Source organism: Brevibacillus sp. MS2.2 (assembly GCF_013284345.1).
In the GTDB taxonomy this organism is placed as follows: Bacteria; Bacillota; Bacilli; order Brevibacillales; family Brevibacillaceae; genus Brevibacillus; species Brevibacillus brevis_C.
Genome location: NZ_JABSUZ010000016.1, coordinates 46561 through 66087, shown reverse-complemented (window position 1 = coordinate 66087; position 19527 = coordinate 46561). Strand labels below are relative to the sequence as shown.

General features: G+C 48.9%; 15 protein-coding genes and 1 other annotated feature. Of the genes, 12 read left to right on the top strand and 3 right to left on the bottom strand.

What is annotated here, in order from left to right:
* Positions 1-105: 105 nt before the first annotated feature.
* Entirely contained in the window at positions 106-1062 is a 957-nt protein-coding gene (locus HP568_RS16020) for a GntR family transcriptional regulator (RefSeq protein WP_173629602.1), read from the bottom strand.
* 138 nt (positions 1063-1200) lie between these two features.
* Between HP568_RS16020 and HP568_RS16015 the strand changes: the two genes are divergently transcribed.
* From HP568_RS16015 to HP568_RS16000, 4 genes are all read left to right on the top strand, one after another.
* On the top strand, positions 1201-1728 hold the full coding sequence (locus tag HP568_RS16015) for an HPP family protein (protein ID WP_173629601.1): 528 nt from the start codon (positions 1201-1203) through the stop codon (positions 1726-1728).
* Between the two features lie 141 nt (positions 1729-1869).
* Complete coding sequence (locus HP568_RS16010; protein WP_235617633.1) at positions 1870-2505, top strand: Crp/Fnr family transcriptional regulator; 636 nt, start codon at positions 1870-1872, stop codon at positions 2503-2505.
* Between the two features lie 69 nt (positions 2506-2574).
* A complete protein-coding gene (locus HP568_RS16005) occupies positions 2575-3255 on the top strand; it encodes a queuosine precursor transporter (RefSeq protein WP_048031643.1) in 681 nt (226 codons plus the stop codon).
* A gap of 171 nt (positions 3256-3426) precedes the next feature.
* Positions 3427-8910 carry a chitobiase/beta-hexosaminidase C-terminal domain-containing protein gene (locus HP568_RS16000; protein ID WP_173629600.1) on the top strand — a complete coding sequence of 1828 codons (5484 nt, stop codon included), beginning with the start codon at positions 3427-3429 and terminating at the stop codon, positions 8908-8910.
* 60 nt (positions 8911-8970) lie between these two features.
* On the opposite strand, the gene trpS is transcribed toward HP568_RS16000, so the two are convergent.
* Positions 8971-9957 carry a tryptophan--tRNA ligase gene (gene trpS, locus HP568_RS15995; RefSeq protein ID WP_048031645.1) on the bottom strand — a complete coding sequence of 329 codons (987 nt, stop codon included), beginning with the start codon at positions 9955-9957 and terminating at the stop codon, positions 8971-8973.
* 78 nt (positions 9958-10035) lie between these two features.
* Positions 10036-10313 (bottom strand) — a binding site (T-box leader).
* Between the two features lie 107 nt (positions 10314-10420).
* Between trpS and HP568_RS15990 the strand changes: the two genes are divergently transcribed.
* The 8 genes from HP568_RS15990 (at position 10421) to HP568_RS15955 (ending at position 18946) form a co-directional block, all read left to right on the top strand.
* Positions 10421-11035: a TetR/AcrR family transcriptional regulator gene (locus HP568_RS15990; RefSeq protein WP_173629599.1), complete on the top strand. Its 615-nt coding sequence runs from the start codon at positions 10421-10423 to the stop codon at positions 11033-11035.
* A 15-nt stretch (positions 11036-11050) separates the two neighbouring features.
* A complete protein-coding gene (locus HP568_RS15985; protein WP_173629598.1) occupies positions 11051-11587 on the top strand; it encodes an HXXEE domain-containing protein in 537 nt (178 codons plus the stop codon).
* 43 nt (positions 11588-11630) lie between these two features.
* Positions 11631-12959 (top strand): helix-turn-helix domain-containing protein, encoded by a 1329-nt coding sequence (locus HP568_RS15980; protein WP_235617634.1) that lies wholly within the window; start codon positions 11631-11633, stop codon positions 12957-12959.
* 151 nt (positions 12960-13110) lie between these two features.
* Entirely contained in the window at positions 13111-14697 is a 1587-nt protein-coding gene (locus HP568_RS15975) for a M4 family metallopeptidase (RefSeq protein WP_048031648.1), read from the top strand.
* 135 nt (positions 14698-14832) lie between these two features.
* Positions 14833-15780: an aminoglycoside phosphotransferase family protein gene (locus HP568_RS15970; RefSeq protein WP_173629597.1), complete on the top strand. Its 948-nt coding sequence runs from the start codon at positions 14833-14835 to the stop codon at positions 15778-15780.
* 1 nt (position 15781) lies between these two features.
* Positions 15782-16219 carry a hypothetical protein gene (locus HP568_RS15965; RefSeq protein ID WP_173629596.1) on the top strand — a complete coding sequence of 146 codons (438 nt, stop codon included), beginning with the start codon at positions 15782-15784 and terminating at the stop codon, positions 16217-16219.
* Between the two features lie 268 nt (positions 16220-16487).
* Positions 16488-17711, top strand: coding sequence for a Zn-dependent hydrolase (locus tag HP568_RS15960; RefSeq protein WP_173629595.1), 1224 nt, complete (start codon positions 16488-16490; stop codon positions 17709-17711).
* Between the two features lie 50 nt (positions 17712-17761).
* Positions 17762-18946, top strand: a complete 1185-nt coding sequence (locus HP568_RS15955; protein WP_048031651.1) for a M20 family metallopeptidase — start codon at positions 17762-17764, stop codon at positions 18944-18946.
* A gap of 83 nt (positions 18947-19029) precedes the next feature.
* On the opposite strand, the gene HP568_RS15950 is transcribed toward HP568_RS15955, so the two are convergent.
* On the bottom strand, positions 19030-19500 hold the full coding sequence (locus HP568_RS15950) for a DinB family protein (protein ID WP_173629594.1): 471 nt from the start codon (positions 19498-19500) through the stop codon (positions 19030-19032).
* Positions 19501-19527 lie beyond the last annotated feature (27 nt).

Below are 19527 nucleotides of genomic sequence, written 5' to 3'. Positions count from 1 at the left end.
TGTATTTTGTGCTTGTCCTTGCTACACGTTCATTATGTACGATAGGGTGGATGCGTTGGTTACAGACTGTCGACATAAAACCTACAAATCGGTAACAGGTAAATGTTAGTGTGCGAGGAGGTTGCTCGCTTCTTTTAGTAGTGCCTCGCTGCTTTGCTCCAACAGCATCGGGTAGAGACGTGTTTTGTCCGGAGCTAACGCGAGGAGCTGATCATATACCGCAGCGGAGGCATAGAGCAGGTCAGAATCGTGAATAATCTGCTGCAAGGAGCGTTCATCAGCGAATCCCGCGGTCATATGTTGAATCTGTTCGATACCTGCCTCTTGTACACGGCCCGCCATCCATTCCCCGCCCTTTTTTCCGAGACAAACAAACCCAACTGTACGGCCTGCCTCCAAGCGAGCGATCTCCAGAAGCGTGCTCGTCTGGGCATTTGCTCCAATAATGAGAACTGATTTATGATAACGAGCAGCTAATTCTTTTACTTCCTCTGCATGGTTGACGGTGGTGACAATTTGGTCGGCATCTTGTAAGGCAGGGAGGACATCTGAATGGTTTTCAAGATAGGCAACCTGAATGGGCTGACCGATGATCTCTTCTATTTTCCTACGATAAAAAGGATGATCATGCTCGTGACATTCCACCAAGAGCCATCGAGCTTCTTTTTTGGAGCGGGAAAGAAACAAATGTCCGTAAGCAATCGAAGCAAGCATAAGCTCATCCAGCGAAAACGGAAGCTGCTGTGCCTCGGTCATGATTGTTTTGGCGTGATCATAAAGCGATTGCTGACGCATGCGAAAGGCAGTAATCGCAGGTTGGTCTGCGATAGAAGTACCGCGACCCTTTTGCATATGGACGAGCCCTTCATCCCGTAGCTGTGTGTATACAGCATTAATGGTGTTGCGGTTGACTTGCAACTGATCGGCTAATTGGGCAGCAGGTGGAAGCATTTCCCCCGGTTGAAGGTGGCCTAGGCCAATGAGAAGCTTCAATTGTTCTTTGATTTGCACATGGATCGGGATTGGAAAGTCCGCATTTAGCCGCACAAGTGATTGAGTCATGGATATTCGCCTCACAGTTTGGTGTTTGTATTCATTTTACTAAATATCTAGGTAACTAGCTATTATTTGTGTTTTTGTAAGATACCTTACAGAACAAGAAAGGGCCACTTGCTACGATGTGAGTAGGAGGTGGCTGTGATGAGTGGTGGATGGAGCATAAAAGAATTTGTAGGTAAAATGAAGGGGAGAAGCAGAACGCCCTTGAAAATATCTGGCTCGGTTGCTTTGATTGGGGGCCTTGGCGGATTAGTGACGATAGGGGTACTGGGCATGCTGACGGAATTAACTACCGCTGTCTGGTTGATGGCTTCCTTTGGGGCCAGTTGTGTGCTTGCTTTTGTGGCCTGGGATTCGCCGTTATCTCAGCCTCGCAATATTATCGGGGGGCATTTTTTCACCAGCTTGGTTGGCGTGCTGCTCTATCAAATAGGCGGATCGCAGCTGTGGGTCGTAGCAGTTAGTGTCGGTCTTGCGATTGTCGCCATGCATGTGACGAAAACGACGCATCCTCCTGCGGGTGCCAATCCGATCGTCATTGTCATGGATGGCAAGGGGTGGGAGTTTTTATTGTCTCCGGTACTCATAGGGGCAGTAGTGGTGGTGCTGATTGCTCTGTTCGTCAATAACATGCATAAGAAACGTGCGTATCCTGTGTTTTGGGTATAGCAGTATCACGGTAAAGAATGGCCGCCTTTTAGTAGGTGGTCATTTTTTCATGTGGAAGGAAGAGGGGAGGGTAATTGACAAATGAATTTAAATGCATAAAAGTATAGGTAACTAGGTATTTAAAATAACGAGGGATGTATCATGAGTGAGCCGATCAAGCATGAGGGAATGGGGGAGCAAATCGTTCTTGCCAAGAAAACGGTGTTTCAGACACCGGCTGACACGCGAATGGGCATTTTCTTCATTCAAAAGGGACTCCTGCGTTTCTCTCGGCTGAACGAGGATGGAAAATCCTTTACTGTGGGATTGCTGGGACCTGGAGCTGTATTTGGCGAGATTGAGGAAATGGTGCTAGGGTCACGCGCTGTCTACATTGAAGCGATGCAAAAAACGACCCTTACTCATTGGAGTGCGACTCGGATGGTAGAAATGCTGCAAGCATGTCCACCAGACTTGAAAGAAATGATGTTCCAGTTGTCCAAACGATTGGGCGAACAAGAGGAGCGGATGGAAAAGCTCGCTTTGGAATCGGTTAGGGATCGCGTACTCCATCTGTTGGTTCAGTTGTGTCAGCGATTTGGAAAAGTAGAAGAGCCATTTTGGAAATTGACCGTATCTCTCTCCCATCAGGAAATTGCCAATATGGTGGGGGCGACCAGAGAAACCGTTTCATTAGCTTTAGCCAGTTTGGTCGATGAGGGAATGGTGTTGGTGTCCCGCATGTCGATTGCTGTGCATGCATCGAGAATGGTTGATAAAATAAAAGAATGCAAGTAAAATGATTGAATGCTCAAAACGGGCCGCGGTTCGTAAACTCCCGCGTTATCAAAACTAGGAGGAAATCATATGTTTAATTTTTGGATCGGAGTTCTTTTTGCTCTGGTGAACTTCGGGTTGTTCCTGCTCTGCTACCGATTATTCGGCAGAATGGGACTGTACGCGTGGATCGGGATGGCTACCGTACTGGCCAACATTCAGGTGGTCAAAACAATCGAGATGTTCGGTTTGGTCATGACGCTCGGCAATACGATCTATGCTTCTATTTATTTGGTAAGCGATCTATTGAATGAGAAGTATGGGGAAAGAGAAGCGAAAAAAGCCGTGTGGTTCGGCTTCTTTACCTTAATTGCGGCAACGATCATCATGCAGCTCGTATTGGTGTTTGAACCACAGGAAACAGATATCGCCCAAGGTTCCTTAGAGACGATTTTTGGCTTGATGCCAAGAGTGGCATTGGGTAGCTTGTGTGCGTATTTTGTCAGCCAATTTGTCGACGTGAAAATCTATTCGTGGTTGAAGAAAAAATGCCCAGGCCCAAATCAGCTCTGGATTCGGAATAATGGAAGCACGCTCTTCAGTCAACTGCTCGACTCCGTTACCTTTTGTACGATTGCCTTTTTGGGAGAATTCCCGATGGACGTATGGTGGCAAATCCTGTTGACTACCTACCTGATCAAGTTTATCGTATCGGCAGCTTCGACGCCGGTTCTTTATATTGCACGCAGTATGAAAGTAGACGAAAGCTAATTGACAAAAACAGAGAAAAACCGCCAAGAACGATGGAGCTTGGCGGTTTTTGTTTTTACAAGTTTAGAAGGATTATACAAACTTTACATCAAATTTACATAAGGTTCAGGTTATACGTTTACCATCTTATAGTAGTTACTTCCGAATGATGTGAGGAGGAATGATGCAAGAATGTTGAAAAAAAGAGGGAATACTTCCCGATGGCCGAAGCTGGCGTTAATAGCCGCGGTCATGATGGGAACTGTTTTACCGACCGGGTGGATGCCACAGGCAAAGGCCGCGCGGGCTGATCATGTGGTGATCAGTGAGGTGTATGGGGGTGGTGGGAACTCCGGTGCTCTGTACAAGAATGACTTCATTGAACTGTATAACCCGACAGACACGGCTGTTTCGGTTGGAGGCTGGTCCGTGCAGTATGCTTCTGCTACGGGAACGAATTGGGCCAAGACAGACCTGACAGGAAGCATTGCCCCTTACGGCTTTTATTTGGTACGGCTAGCATCATCGGGTGCAACAGGGGGTGAACTGCCTACTCCTGACGATAGCGGGACACTGAACTTGTCAGGGTCGAATGGGAAGGTTGCGCTGGTCAAGGATGCTGTCCCGTTAACAGGTACGGATGTCACCTCCCAGGCAATTGTCGTGGATATGGTCGGCTTTGGTACTGCGAATTCATCTGAGGGCAACTCACCAGCACCAGCTCCCTCGAATACGACCAGCACCCAACGCATTAGCGACGCCAGCGGCATGGTGCCGAACGGAGGAAATGGCTGGGATACGAATAACAACAGTAACGATTTTATCACAGGGACACCTACCCCGAAAAACACGCAAAGCCCGGTAGAACCGCCGCTACCAACAGACGTGACCGAAAAGCTGAATGCCACAGAACTTATTTTTGATCATACTGATCCTATCCAAGTAACAATTCGCGGCTATGTCGGTCAAGGGCGGACGATTAAGGTTTATGTGAGTCAGCCTACAGGAACAGGTAGCGACACTCCTTTAGCACAGCAAGATTCGGATGCTTCCGGACTAATCGAGCTGACTTTTGCCAATCCCGATCCAAATGCGCAGGGAGTCTATCTCACGGCAACGGAAGGGAGCAAGAAGGAGAGCGCAAGTATTGAGCTGAGGCCAGCGGTAGCCAGCCCAGCTTTGATCCAGGAAAAAGTCAGCCTGCAAGCATTGAACGGTGTGGGCGAGCTGCGAGGAGAAGCAGGAGCGGCAGCAGGGAATGCGATACTGCGCGCTTACGATCCGCAAAAACAACCGCTGATGCTTAGTAACAAAGAAACAGGAACGGCACAGGCAAACGGGTCATTTTCTTTTACGATTCCAAACATCGATCAGTTGGATCATATTCTCGTAACGCAGCAAACAGTTGGGGAATATGGCAAGTCGTTTGAGAGCTCAGAAGTTAGCGTCACCAAGTCAGCCGTAGGTTCGACGACGATTGCTGAAGCAAGAAGCACCCCGGTAGGAACGAACGTGATTGTCGTCGGAACAGTGACGGCGATGTTTGAAGCGGGCGGACAAAACAACGTGTATTTCCAGGATGATACGGCAGGCCTCGTACTTCGTGCGCCAGGGCTGACTGGCAAAATTGAAGTGGGAGACAAGATCCGAGCAACCGGAAAAATGAATGATTATTATGGACTGGCTCAACTTGAGGCGCTCACCAATAACGTGGAAATCGTGCAAAAGCAAGCAGGTGTGCCTAACCCGCAAGTTGTGACTTCCACTGATTTTGCGGCTGCTACAGGAGAGGCTTTGGAAGGCAAGCTGGTGACGGTAAAGGTAGTTACAATCAAATCGGTATCAAGCGGCAACTACACGCTGGAGGATCAGCACGGTGCGTTTGTGTCTCGACCGGATGCTTCTCTTCCGCTTCCAGTGAACAAGAGCTATGCAGCTATTACAGGCGTGGTGAACTACGACCGCAATGTATACAAGCTGGTGCCGCGCACTGTCGCTGATCTCGTAGAGGACGAGAATAAAGTCCCCATGGTCACAGCGAGTCCGGCAGGTCCTATGGTGACAAAAGGAACAAATGTAACGCTCTCAACGGCGATGGCTGACGCTACGATCTTCTATACGATAGATAGTTCAATGCCAAGCAGAGGAAGCATCAAGTATACGGGACCGATCCAGATTGACGCGGATACAATCCTTTCAGCCATAGCCGTCAAGGATGGCTACACAGACAGTAATGTAGCGACCTTCCGCTACGTGATTCAAAAAGAAAACGTTCGGATTCATGATATCCAAGGAACGTCCCACCGATCAGCGATGGCGGATGGAACGGTGAATAATGTTCCGGGAATCGTAACGGCTATCGTCAGAAGCGGCAGCAATGTGCAAGGCTTTTATATGCAAGACCCGCAACCGGACGCAGACCCATTTACCTCCGAAGGCATTTACGTTTACGAGCCAAAAGCAGTGGTCAACCCTGGCGATGAAGTAACCGTCAGCGGAACCGTCAAGGAATACGTGCCATCGAACAGAGCGGGTACAGACCTTACCCAGACGCAAATTGATGCGACCTCATACGCCGTTGTCAAGCCAGGCCAATCACTCCCAGAACCACTCATCCTGGGCAAAGATAACTATGAATATCCAAAAGGGATCATCGACAACGACAGCCTTGGCAAATTCGATCCGAATCAAGACGGCATCGACTTCTGGGAAAGTCTCGAAGGCATGCTGGTACAGATCGACAATCCAGTCGTCGTTGGCGAAACCAAGACGTTTACGAATCCACGTGCAACGGAATTTGTCGTTATCGATGATCGGGCCCATCCGAGTCAGCCACGTACGCCAGCTGGCGGTGTGGTACTGGAAGCCAATGATTTTCACCCAGAGCGCATCACGGTATCAGACAAACTCGAAAAGATTACTGGAGAGGTAAAAGTCGGCGACAAATTTGATGGACCACTGGTAGGCATCATTGACTACAGCTTCGCGAACTACAAGCTGTTCCATACACGCGAATTTACGGTACAGGCAAGCCATTATGAGCCGCCAGTGACAAGTATTTCCCCAAAAGAGGACAAGCTGACAATCGCTACGTACAACATCGAGAATTTCTCGGCTAAAACTGATTCTGCCAAAATCAATCGCATCGCCGAGACGATCGTGGACAACATGAAGGGGCCGGATATTATCGGTGTGGTGGAAATGCAGGACGACAATGGGCCGACGGACAATGGGCAAACAGATGCTACACAGTCTGCGGACGCATTGATCAAAGCGATTGAAAACAAAAACGGCCCGACTTACCGATACACCGATATCGCGCCACAGAACAATCAGGATGGTGGACAGCCAGGAGGGAATATCCGTGTTGGGTTCTTCTACAACCCAGAACGGGTACAACTGGCAGATGGAACGCCAGGAGGTGCGACAGATGCAGTGCAAATCGAGACAAGAGATGGCGTGGCGCATCTTTCCGTCAATCCAGGGCGGGTAGATCCGACCAACGAGGCGTTTGCTTCGAGCCGTAAGCCACTGGCAGCGGAATTCATTTTCCAAGGCGAGCCTGTCATTGTCATCGCCAACCATTTCAACTCCAAGGGTGGCGATCAAGCACTGTTTGGAAAAGATCAGCCGCCACTGCTGGTGAGTGAAGTACAACGCATGAAAATCGCCCGTGTGTTAAATAACTTTGTAAAAGAAATCCATGCGGCGGAAGCGAAAGCAAATGTTGTGGTGCTGGGCGATCTCAACGATTTCCCGTTTTCGAATCCGGTGCAGGAATTGGCAGATGGCGTTTTGACCAATATGGTGGAGAAACTGCCGAAGGGTAAGCAGTATACGTACGTGTACCAAGGGAACTCCCAAGTCTTGGATCAAATTTTGGTCAGCAACCATTTGGAGGATGACACGAAGGTTGATATCGTTCACATCAACGCTGGTTTGACGGAGAGCGAGGGACGTGTGAGTGATCATAATCCTGTCCTTGTACAGCTGGACTTGAAGGATCGAGGCACGCCGGAAAAATCAGCACAAGAAGTGGCAGAAAGCATCACGCAGCTTACACAGCCAGCAGCGGGTGAGAAGCGCTTGAAGCTGCCAGAAGTACCTACAGGCTTTACCATTGCGATCAAGTCGTCTAGTGATCCAGCGATTATTGCGCTAGACGGTAAAATTACGCCGCCAAATCGCCAGACGAATGTAGAACTGATTTTGGAGGTCACACGATTATCCGATCAATCGACAGCAGTTACTAAAGCATTGACAGTAAAGGTTCCAGCCAAGCCGGACTCACCACCGCCAGTTACACCGCCGGACAGAACACCGACACCGGACTCACAGCGAGAGTTGAACAAGCAAGCCGCTCAGGTCATCTCCGCAAGTAACGAGGAGAACAGCATTTTGGGACAGGTGGATCAAGTTCTCAGTCATCTGGAAAAACTTCTGGATGCTGAGCAATGGACGCCGACTGAGAAATGGGAGACAGTCACCGATACGATCACGACTGTACTCGAGGCAGTGGCCGAGCAGGCCGAGTTAGGAATTATTAGTGAAGAGACACTCCAAGATGTGACGAAGAGCTTTTTGGACAAAGCATTTGACCCGCTCACAGAAGATGGCATTGAGGATGAAGAGATTGCCCGGCTGGCACTTGCCTCCTTGACGAGCTTGGCGAAAACAGCGCTGGAGCCGCTCGATGAAAAGGATATTTCCAAAGAGGTAGCCAAGCATGTCCGTACGCTGGCGGAAGAGCTTTTGAAAAAGCTTGGCACTGTCGTCATTGAAGATGGGGATGAGATCAAGGCAGATGACGAACAAGTAGATGAGCTTCTAGACGTACTTGGGGAATTCATGAAAGCAATCGAGTCCGTGAAAGACAAGATCGGCTTTGCTCCGGTACTGTTCGTTCAGGTGGGAGAAAGCGATGACGATTCGATCGATACGCGTTCTCGCAAGGAAGAATTAAACGAACCGACGGTAACCTTGGAGCAGAAGCTGGTTGAGCAATTGAAGGAAAAAGAGGTAGGAATCCGAGTCACCTTGGACAGTGAAGCATGGGTAGAAGTGCCGGGCGCATACTTTGCTGCTGAGCGTGCACGAGAGTTTGCTCTCTCCCTGACAGAAGCAGATGGAACCGGCTGGAAGGGCGTGCCAAACCCGGGCGAAGCTTATCAATTGCAAGCGTGGAGCAAGGGTAAAAAGCTGACAAACCTCGGAAAAACAGGCTTTACACTCGGGCTACCAGTCGCAGAAGACGCAAGCGAAAAGCTTCAAGCCTACGTGTTCCGAAGCAATATGTGGAGACCAGCTATGGGACTTAAGGGAAAACCGATCAAAGTGGTAAAAGAAGACGATGTAGGAATCTTTACAGTGGCGACGGCTTCCTCTTATGTTGTCGGTGAGACTGCCCTGAAAAGGATCGAGATCAAACCGAAGTCTCTCAAACTAGCACAGGGTGAGGAAGCACAGCTCGAGGTTACAGCTATTCTCGGAAACGATGCAGAAGAAGACGTTACGGATGCAGAAGGAATCGAGTTCACATCGAGCAAGCCCGATCAGGTAGAGGTAGATGAAACAGGCCGGATTCTCGTTTTGGAGGATGCCAAACCAAAGACGAGAGTAACCATCACGATCAGCTATGCTGGCAAGACGGCCAAGGTAACCGTTACAGTTAAGTAGCAACGAGTAAAAAACGGGGTGGGAGATAAGCTTCCCAGCCCGTTTTGTTGTGGAAATGGATTAGATACGTGCCATCCCCATCGCTTTTTCAACCTTGTACAGCATCTCGTTCGCGACCTTATTCGCTTTGTCTGCCCCGGCAGTCAGGATATCATCCAGCTCAGAGGAGTGGAATAGCTGCTCGAAGCGTTCTTGAATCGGACGGAGTGTTTCTACCACAACTTCAGCCAGCTCGGTTTTGAATGCGCCGTAGCCCTTACCCTCATACATCGCTTCGATCTCATCCAGTGTTTTTCCGGAGCAGAGGGAGTAGATGGTCATGAGGTTAGAGACAGCAGGCTTTTCTGCTTTGTCATATCGCACAACGCTGTCGGAATCCGTTTGCGCGCGCTTGATTTTTTTCGTGATGGTGTCTGCGTCATCCAGCATGGAGATGAAGGCGCCTTGGTTTGGATCGGATTTGCTCATTTTCTTGGTGCCTTCAGCAAGAGACATGATGCGTGCGCCAGTCTCCGGCAGGCGAACTTCTGGAATGGTGAAAATATCGCCATAACGGTTGTTAAAACGAGCGGCTAAATCACGAGTCAGCTCCAGATGCTGCTTCTGGTCCTCACCTACAGGGACGAAATCAGTGCCATACAGCAAAATATCAGCAGCCATCAATGGAGGATAAGCCAGCAGACCGCCTGGAATGGATTCGCCGCGACCATCGGATTTGTCCTTGAATTGAGTCATGCGCTCCAATTCACCCAAGTAAGAGGTACACAGCATGATCCAGCCGAGCTTGGCATGGGCCGGTACTTCCGATTGGACGAACAGCGTCATTTTGTTCGGATCGAGGCCAACGGACAAATAGAGAGCCGCGAGACGACGGATGTTCTCGCGCAGGACAGCAGGCTCCTGTGGAACGGTGATCGCATGCTGGTCTACGATGCAGTAAAAGCAGTTGAACTGATCTTGAAGCGGAACGAAGTGCTTCATTGCGCCCAAGTAGTTGCCGAGTGTCATAATGCCGCTCGGTTGAATGCCGGAAAAGATGGTTTTCATGAGAAAGCTGCTCCTTTCAATCGTGAAATATGAATCTTGAATGTCCGCTTTAAAATACAAAAAGGTCCATCCGCCCTGGACAGGGACGAATGAACCGTGGTGCCACCCTTGTTATTTCACGCAAGGAATCATCCATACGCAAAATCTCTTTGATCCGTACCGTTTCTGTGTAAGACAGCTTGATACGGTGTCCATTGTAACGTACGGACGTAACGCCAAAGCCTACTGCCGCCATGAGAGCGGGTTCGGTTTGGAGCTCGGAAGCCCATTCATCATTTCCTTAACACTGATTCGCACCAACCATCAGCTCTCTGAAGTCTCGCAAAATGACTACTCTTCTTCCTCATTGCCATCAAATGATACCCTTTGAGCAAACATTTTACCCACTGTCGAAAGAAAAAGCAAGTGGGTCTTGACAAGAAAAACCAAAAGTTGTAAAAGTAACTCAATAGTTATATAACTGATGAGTTACTTTTGGGGTGAAAAAATGACCAATGACAAATTGTCAAAAGGGGAGCTGAGTCGCAGTCGGTTGCTTGCGGCGGCAGCTTCTGAGTTCGCGGCAAAAGGCTTTCATCGTACGCGGGTGAGTGACATCGTGAAAGCAGCAGGCCTGACACAGGCGTCGTTTTATCAGTACTTCGACAGCAAGGAAGGTCTGTACCAGCAGTTGACGGACACATTCGTCACCAAGCTGTGGGAATTGGCGGACAGCGGTCAAAAGGTAACGGCTTTGACGAAGGCAGATGCCTTCCATCAGGTACGGGAGAATCTGCTCGCTTTGTTCCGATTTTTTCAGGAACAGCCTGACTTGACCCGGATCGTGCTGTATCAGGCAGAAAAGGGCGAAGAGCTGCATCGTAAGCTGGCTTCGATTGTTGCTGTCAACTTGCGACAAAATCAGAATGCCGGGCATGTCCGTATCGAGTTGTCTGTGGAGGTGGCGGCAGAGGCAATGATCGCAGTCGTAGACCGTATGACGACGCGGTATTTGCTGACGGGGGAGAAAACGGCGGAGCAGCTTGCGGACGATGCAGTATCTTTTTTGGCATATGGAATTTTGCAGGCAAACGAATAGGAGGAGGGTGCGTGTATGCTGGAGTTGTCCCATCTGATTTGGCTGTTTTTAGTCGTTTTCATGTTTCATGATTTCGAGGAGATCGTGATGGTCGAAGGGTGGGTGCGAGCTAAAAAAGACATCATTAGACAGACCGTGCCAGAACGGCTTATAAAGCTCATAGAGCCGTCACTTTCGATGAACACGGCGCAATTTGCCGTCGCAGTCTCTTGTATTTTCGCGGTTTTATCGGCAGCGGTCATTCTGACTGTCACGACACTTTCGGCTGGAACGTACCTCCCGTTTTTTCTGGTTTGTCTGCACGTGATGTTTCTCCATGTGTTCATGCATGTTGGGCATACCGTTGTCCTTCGCATGTACACACCAGGTGTAGTGACGGCTGTGACATTGGTTTTGCCGTATAGTTTGTATACGTATGATCGATTGCTTGAGGCTGGGATTGTGACGTGGTCGATGCTATGGAGCACGTTGCCGTACAGCTTGCTGATCGTACCTGTTTTGTACGTGGCACACCGGATTGGGGAGGCAGCAGGTAATATGATCCCTCGATGAGAAAAAGAGAGGGAGTATGTTATCCTAGTAGGAAGAGATTGGTGTGAAAGAGGGAATTTTGTTGAAGCTGCGACTAGGCGTAATAGGCGCGGATGATTCACTTGCCATCATCGAATCAGTCATGCGAGAGTTTCCCGAAATTGAATACTTGCCGATTGTCTATTGGAAAGAAGAAGAAATCCTCGATCTGATCTTGCCGCATGTGGATGAGGTGGACATGTGGCTTTTCTCCGGACAGGTCCCTTATGCCATGGTGAGCGAGTCAGGCAAGGTCCAAGTGCCGATGGCTTATGTGCCTCATCTCGGTGCGAGCTTGTACAGAACCTTGCTTCACCTGTCTCATCAATTGGGAATCCGGGTGGATGAAGTGAGCTTTGATACATTTTCACCAGAAGAACTGGAGCATTTTATGGACGAGGCGGGTATCGCTGGTGGATACAAATGGCTCAAGCATTACGAGGGAGCAATTTCAGCCGATGAACTGGCCGATTACCACGAACAGCTTTGGAGGGCAGGCAAGACAAAGATGGCTGTCACCTGCTTGCGGACAGCAGATGTAGAACTGGCACGGAGAGGTGTCCCTGTACATCGGGTCGTGCCAACACGTGCAGGCGTGATTTCGGTCATTCACATGCTTTTGCGAACGCACGAAATGCTTCACTTCAAAGATACCCAAATTGCCGTGCAGATGATGGAGATCGATCCATTTCGCGAGCTTGCCGGTGGCAACTTTTCCACAGATGAATGGCAAAATGCCGAGATCAAGACGATGGAAAAGCTGTTGCGCTACGCGAAGCATTTGCAAGGCTCACTGAAGACAGCGGGTCCCGGACGCTACGTCATTTTTACAACGCGGGGCAACCTGCAAGAAGTGACCCGTGACTATGTGACCATGCCGAATTTGGAAGAGCTGTTTGGCATTCGCGCTGATCTGGTGACGTGCGGAATCGGGATCGGCAAGACCGCTTATGAAGCAGAAATCCACGGTGGCGCGGCTTTGCTGCACGCCAAAGAGCGCGGGACAGGTAATTGGATGGTCTTCTTTGATGACAAAAGCGTCGTAGGGCCGCTTGGTCGTGATGAACAGATCACCTATCGGTACGACTCAGAAAAGCTGCAAGAGCTCAGCCAGCTAACCTCTTTGAGTGTCATGACGCTCGCCAAGCTTTACTCCATACTCAAAAAGCGAGGCTCTCAGGAAATTCATGCGACAGAATTAGCCTCATATCTGCAAATTCTGCCACGAAGCGCCAGACGAATCCTGATTGAACTGGAGTCAAAGGGACTAGCGCAAGTGATCAGAGAAGAAAACCCGCACCCGCGCGGGAGACCGCGAAAGGTGTATCGGATCGTATGGCAATCGCAATTGTAATAAATTTACCAATTAATCATTTCTTTCGGGAAATGATTTTTTTGTCGTTAAAAAATTGTTCTCAAATTCACATTTATGACAAATAATAAGAGATGTAAACAACTATGAACTTACATAAAAAACAATATTTTCCAAGGAGGAGTTAACGAGTATGAAGAAATCGGTTTTTGCAGTAACACTCAGCTTCGCATTGGGTACTTCTACATTCCTGCCGCTTGCTGCGCAGGCAGAATCCGAAAGCATCGTCTATAGCGCTGAGTGGGATACCCCCGAATTTATCGGAGAAGAGTTCGAGGCAGAAGACCTGGATGGCGAAGACAAAGTTTGGGGATTCCTGGAGCAACATCAAGATTCCTTCCGCATTGATGGAGATGTGAAAGATCACTTTAAAGTGCTAGATGAAGTGACAGACAAAGAGACAGACATGACTCACTACCGCGTACAAGAAATGTACGAGGGCATCCCGGTCTATGGTTATCAGCAGACGATTCACGTAAATGAGGATGGAAATGTAACAGCATTCCTCGGAAACTACGCGCCTGACCTGTCAGACAATGATAAGCTGACGAAAAAACCAAAACTCAAGGCAGATAAGGCGGTCAAAGAGGCCATCAAGGATTTGGAGGATGAGATTGACGAAAAAGTGGAGAAGTTCGAGGTGAAGCCAAAAGGGAACCTCTACGTATACATCCACGAAGATGAATCGTACTTGGCTTACGAAGTGGAGCTGAATTTCCTCGATCCGCTGCCAGGCCGTTGGAAGTATTTCATCGATGCTAATTCTGGTGACGTGATCAACAAATACAATATGCTCCATGAGATTACAGGAACTGGTACGGGGGTACTTGGTGACTCTAAGTCCTTCGAAGTAACGAAAGTAAGCAATACAAACTACACGGCGAAAGATACGACGCGCGGTAAGGGAATTGAGACGTACACGGCACGGAACAGATATACCCTCCCAGGCACTCTTGGCTCTGATACAGATAACAAATGGACAGATGGCGCACTTGTTGACGCGCATGCCTATGCACAGAAAACCTACGATTACTACAAAAACGCACATAACCGCAACAGCTATGACAACAACGGTGCGAAATTGATCTCCACTGTCCATTACGGTAGCAACTATAACAACGCATTCTGGAACGGCGTACAAATGGTATACGGTGATGGAGATGGAAGCGTATTCCGTCCACTGTCTGCTGGCTTGGATGTCGTCGCACATGAATTAACACATGCTGTTACAGAAAAAACTGCCAATCTGATCTATCAAAATGAGTCCGGTGCGCTAAATGAATCCATCTCTGATATCTTCGGGGCAATGATTGACGACGACGATTGGCTCATGGGTGAAGATGTATACACGCCAGGAACTCCAGGAGATGCTCTGCGCTCTCTCGAAGATCCAACCATTGCTGGTGATCCTGACCACTACAGCGATCGATATACAGGTCCAAATGACAACGGAGGCGTACACACGAACAGCGGTATCAACAACAAAGCGGCATACCTCCTCGCAGAGGGTGGCTCACACCACGGTGTAACGGTTACAGGCATTGGTCGCAATGACACAGCAAAAATCTACTACTACGCTCTAACTAACTACCTCAATCCAAACTCTAATTTCTCCGCTATGCGACAAGCAGCTATTCAATCCGCAACAGTTCTTTTCGGTGCTAATTCCCAACAAGTAGAATCTGTAAGAGATGCGTATGATGCAATTGGTGTGCAATAATCACTAAGATATTTCGTGTCACGAAATATTTGTCATACTATTAAAAATTGTCTTGCTCCTATTGTGGGGCAAGGCAATTTTTTGTATGTTGATGGTTAACCGCGTGTATATATGAAGTTAGAAAGGGAGTACCCCATGGATCATTTCAAAACCATATTGAGACACCAGTATGATATAGAGGCTGTTGATGTTATTCCTCAGCAAGGAGGATGGTCGGCGCTTGCTTATAAAGTCAACAGCGACCAGCATTCCTATTTCTTGAAAGTCTATGAAAAAAGCAGAGCATCTACGCCCAAGTGGACAGCGTTGATTGAGAAGTATGTTCCCATTATTCAGTGGCTATCACGCGAGACCAGACTACAAGGCAAACTTCCAGTTCCACTACTGACTAGAAACGCAGCGTATAAACATGAAGACGACATGGGCATCTACCAACTGTTTGCATATATTGAGGGAAAAACCATTGGGAGCCAACCGTTAAACTCGATGCAAGTTCGCCAGCTAGCAGAAATCATAGCGGAGTTGCATTTGTACGGGGAAGAAATACCGGTTAGTACGTCTGCAATCAAGGAAGACTTCCTCATTCCATTTGCCGAGCAGTTTAGAGAAATGCTGAATGACGATATCCATCGTCTGCCTGATGATGTGAATGAAATCGTCAAACCTTTTGCCAATATACTGGCTACCCGCATGAATGATTTGGAGATGATTGCCGAGGAATTGCGAGGCAGTGAGGTTATAATGAAGCTTTGCCATACGGACATTCACAACTGGAACCTGATGCAATCTGGTCAAGAGCTCATTCTCATAGATTGGGAAGGGTTGAAGCTGGCGCCGGTAGAAGCCGATCTGATGTTCTTGGTAGAGCAGCCTTTTTTGGAGGAGTTTATGGCTACCTATCGGAAGACACATATAAATTATGTGGTCAATCGACGAGCGCTGGAATTCTATCAAATCCGGCGTAGGCTGGAAGATATATGTGAACTGTTAGAGCAGCTTTTGTTTGATGAGCAAGAGGAGAAGGATCGAGTAGAGACGATCGGGCATTTGAAAGGGGAATTGAGTAAGTTGATAGGAGGTTAACATGATCGACGTTGCTTACCTGAAAGGGTTATTCCTAAATAGAAGGGAAGATCTACATCTCAGATTGGGTGATATTGGTGATTTGCTCGAGTATGGAAATCCTAATCGGAATGACGTTATAACATTTACAAAGTATGCCCTAGAACTTGCGATTGCAGAAGAAAACTTTGATATAAAGGAAAGTTTGTTTTATCTACTCATGAATGCAGTAACATTTCAAGGAGTCGCAAGAAATGTAGAATGGGATCCATTAGCAGATGTTCTGCCAACACTAGACGACGCTATCCTTGACTATGCATTAACTATCCTCGGGTGTTCAAAAAACCGAAAATTTATAAAAGTAATTGAGCCGTACTTACAATCTCCGAACGATTCTATTAGGGAAACTGCGGAGGAAGCATTGGAGGAAATCAATGATAACGTAGAAGGATCTTCATAAGGAAATCAGCGAAGTAGACGAGTAAATCTGAACCTAAAATCGAACAGCTCTTGAGAGAAGCTGGCTTTACGAATATAGGCAGGTTTCAGTCTACGGGACTTTTTGGGGGATGGATTTGCCATGTGGAATGAATGGCGGCGGCAGTCTTGGACTTTATTTCGGGGTCCGTGGTTGCCGCCTTTTCAAAATAGACAGACTATTATACAATTAAGGACATAACCGTTAATCAACCGATATTGGCTCTGCATAGAAGGAGGAGTGGCGCGTCATGATCAATTCGGATCGATTGTGGGATCGATTGGGACAGCTTGGCAACATTGGGAAGCAAGAGGCGGGCGGCATCACGCGGTTGTCTTTTACGCCTGAGGAACGTGCGGCAAAAGATCTCGTCACAGGCTTTATGAAGGAAGCGGGTCTCTCCGTTCGCGAAGATGAGGTTGGGAACTTGATTGGGCGAAAAGAAGGGAAAAATCCGGCCGCTCCTGTCGTTTTGGTTGGCTCGCATATCGACTCTGTACCAAATGGCGGCGATTATGACGGCCCACTTGGCGTACTGGCTGGCGTAGAAGTTTTACAGACGATGCAGGAACTTGGGATCGAAACAGAGCATTCGATCGAAGTGATCGCGTTCACGGATGAAGAAGGAACGCGTTTTGGTTACGGGATGATCGGGAGTCGTGGTATCGCGGGTCTGATCAAGCGGGATGAGCTGGAACAAGCAGACAAGAATGGGGTCTCGATTGCCGAAGCAATGCGGCAAACGGGGCTTGATCCGGACCGCACCAGTCTCGCCGCGAGAACTCCTGGAAGTGTGAAGGCATATGTGGAGCTACATATCGAGCAAGGCAAGGTACTGGAGAGCCGCGGGCTATCTGTTGGGATCGTGACAGGCGTGGCGGGCCCACTCTGGTTAAATTTCGTGCTAGAGGGAGAAGCCGGTCATGCCGGGGCAACGCCGATGAATTTGCGCCGTGATCCGATGGCAGCAGCCGCTCAGGTGATGCTCGCCATTGAGGAAGAAGCCGGACGGACAGGAACCAGTGTAGGGACGGTTGGAAGGCTGCAAGCATTCCCAGGCGGAGTGAACGTCATCCCTGGACGAGTCGAGTTTTCTCTTGATTTGCGTGACGTGGACGAAGCGATCCGCGATGAAGTGGAACATCGCATTTACGAACGGGCAAAAGCGATTTGTGCCCAGCGCAATGTGAGGTTGAAAGTAGAGCTGCTGCAACGCATAGCTCCTGCTGTATGCTCGGATGATATCCAGAATGCAGTAGCCGAAGCGTGTGAGGCAGAAGGCTTGGAAGCATTTAGACTGCCGAGTGGGGCAGGGCATGATTGCATGCAGCTAGTTGAGCTGTGCCCGGTTGGCATGATTTTCGCTCGATCCAAGGATGGCATTAGTCACAACCCGGCAGAATTCACGACAAAAGAGGATTGTGCGAACGGAGCGCAAGTACTGTACCGCACCGTTTTATCCTTAGCAAAATAGGCATAAGAGATAGTAAGTGGGGGAGCCACGTAAATCAGGAGGAGAGCGGCATGACAGCAACGGCGGTGGTAACGCTTAATAAGGCGGTCGAAGAAATCAAGGATCAGGTAATCGCGTGGAGACGTTATTTGCACGAGAACCCTGAATTATCCTTCCATGAAGAAAAAACAGCACAGTTTGTGTATGAGACACTGCTTACCTTTGGGAATCTGGAAGTGTCCAGACCGACGAAAAACAGTGTAATGGCCAGATTGATTGGTTCCGAGCCTGGGAAAGTGCTCGCCATGCGCGCTGACATGGATGCATTGCCGATTACAGAAGAGAATACGTTTGAATTCGTATCGAAAAATCCGGGCGTTATGCATGCGTGCGGACACGACGGACATACTTCCATGCTGCTCGGAACGGCAAAGCTGCTGTCCGGGATGAAGGATCAGATCAAGGGAGAGGTTCGTTTCTTCTTCCAGCACGCAGAGGAAGTATACCCAGGCGGAGCGGAGGAAATGGTACAGGCAGGCGTCATGGACGGCGTAGACATGGTGATTGGTACACATCTGTGGTCGACGATGGAGTTTGGGACAGTGGGTATCTGCCCAGGTCCAATGATGGCAGCGCCTGATACATTCTGGATCACCGTTCTTGGAAAAGGCGGACATGCGGCGCTCCCGCATGAAACGATCGACAGCATCGCGATTGCGGCACAAGTGGTGACTAATCTCCAGCACGTCGTATCCCGCAATGCCGATCCGCTCGATAATCTGGTTCTCTCTGTCACACAATTTGTGGGAGGAACGACACATAATGTCATTCCGGGTGCTGTAGAGATTTGCGGGACAGTCCGCAGCTTTGACAAAAATCTGCGCGAGTCCGTTCCGGGACTCATGGAACGCGTGATCAAAGGCATTACAGAAGCACACGGCGCGGGGTACAAGTTCAAGTACGAATTTGGTTATCGCCCGGTTATCAACGATGCCGAAGTGACGAAGTTGATGGAAGAGGTCGTGGAAGAATCACTGGGAGCAGAGTGGGTAGAGCATATGCGTCCAACCATGGGTGGCGAGGATTTCTCCGCCTTCCAGCAAAAAGCACCAGGCTGCTTCTTCTATGTCGCTGCCGGAAACAAAGAAAAAGGCATCACATATCCGCACCACCATCCACGCTTTACGATCGACGAGGATGCGCTCGAAGTTGGCGTAAAAATGTTCGTCAACGCAGCAAGAAAAATCGTGATGTAACCAGAGTGGCACACATGCAAAAAGAGCTTCCAGTCAAGAGAGACGGGAAGCTCTTTTTGGTGTGCGAAAGGCGGTATCAGACCTTAGTGGGTGAGCTCTTTTTCTTTGGTGTGAAATGATTTTTGAATCTGCGAAATTTGTCCGGCATGGATACCCGTGTGATACATGAGGCGACCCAATGCTTCTAATGGAGTAGAAGACCCCAATGGCGTTTCAACGGGCTTGTGCCAAGCGCCCTCAGGTAAGTCACGCATCGCATCGATCAAGTGTTGGTTGGAAGCGGTCATAAAATCAGCGAGCTCTTGCACGTTGGTAAAGGCAACTTTGGTTCCGGCAGGACCGTTTTTCGTCAACAGCTCTACGTCCGCTGGGATGCTCCGACCGAAAAACCATTCGGCAAACATGTACTCGACCTCAGCGCTATGGCGCAGCATATACCCGATGGAGACTGCATTCATGCTCAAATGCAAATCTTGTTCGGGCAAGTTTTTCGCAGTCTTGTGAAAACGTTCCTGGATGGTGAGCCAAAGTGTCAATGCGGCTGAATAGGTCATGAAAGATGCCCCTCCGTTAAGTGAAAA

Excerpts from the sequence above, each read along its gene's own strand:
- HP568_RS15955 (WP_048031651.1), top strand. The coding sequence starts at position 17,762 with ATGACAGCAACGGCGGTGGTAACGCTTAATAAGGCGGTCGAAGAAATC.
- HP568_RS15970 (WP_173629597.1), top strand. The coding sequence starts at position 14,833 with ATGGATCATTTCAAAACCATATTGAGACACCAGTATGATATAGAGGCT.
- HP568_RS15950 (WP_173629594.1), bottom strand. The coding sequence starts at position 19,500 with ATGACCTATTCAGCCGCATTGACACTTTGGCTCACCATCCAGGAACGT.
- HP568_RS16000 (WP_173629600.1), top strand. The coding sequence starts at position 3,427 with ATGTTGAAAAAAAGAGGGAATACTTCCCGATGGCCGAAGCTGGCGTTA.
- HP568_RS16015 (WP_173629601.1), top strand. The coding sequence starts at position 1,201 with ATGAGTGGTGGATGGAGCATAAAAGAATTTGTAGGTAAAATGAAGGGG.
- HP568_RS15985 (WP_173629598.1), top strand. The coding sequence starts at position 11,051 with ATGCTGGAGTTGTCCCATCTGATTTGGCTGTTTTTAGTCGTTTTCATG.
- HP568_RS16005 (WP_048031643.1), top strand. The coding sequence starts at position 2,575 with ATGTTTAATTTTTGGATCGGAGTTCTTTTTGCTCTGGTGAACTTCGGG.
- HP568_RS15990 (WP_173629599.1), top strand. The coding sequence starts at position 10,421 with ATGAGTTACTTTTGGGGTGAAAAAATGACCAATGACAAATTGTCAAAA.
- HP568_RS15965 (WP_173629596.1), top strand. The coding sequence starts at position 15,782 with ATGATCGACGTTGCTTACCTGAAAGGGTTATTCCTAAATAGAAGGGAA.
- HP568_RS15975 (WP_048031648.1), top strand. The coding sequence starts at position 13,111 with ATGAAGAAATCGGTTTTTGCAGTAACACTCAGCTTCGCATTGGGTACT.
- HP568_RS16020 (WP_173629602.1), bottom strand. The coding sequence starts at position 1,062 with ATGACTCAATCACTTGTGCGGCTAAATGCGGACTTTCCAATCCCGATC.
- trpS (WP_048031645.1), bottom strand. The coding sequence starts at position 9,957 with ATGAAAACCATCTTTTCCGGCATTCAACCGAGCGGCATTATGACACTC.
- HP568_RS15960 (WP_173629595.1), top strand. The coding sequence starts at position 16,488 with ATGATCAATTCGGATCGATTGTGGGATCGATTGGGACAGCTTGGCAAC.
- HP568_RS16010 (WP_235617633.1), top strand. The coding sequence starts at position 1,870 with ATGAGTGAGCCGATCAAGCATGAGGGAATGGGGGAGCAAATCGTTCTT.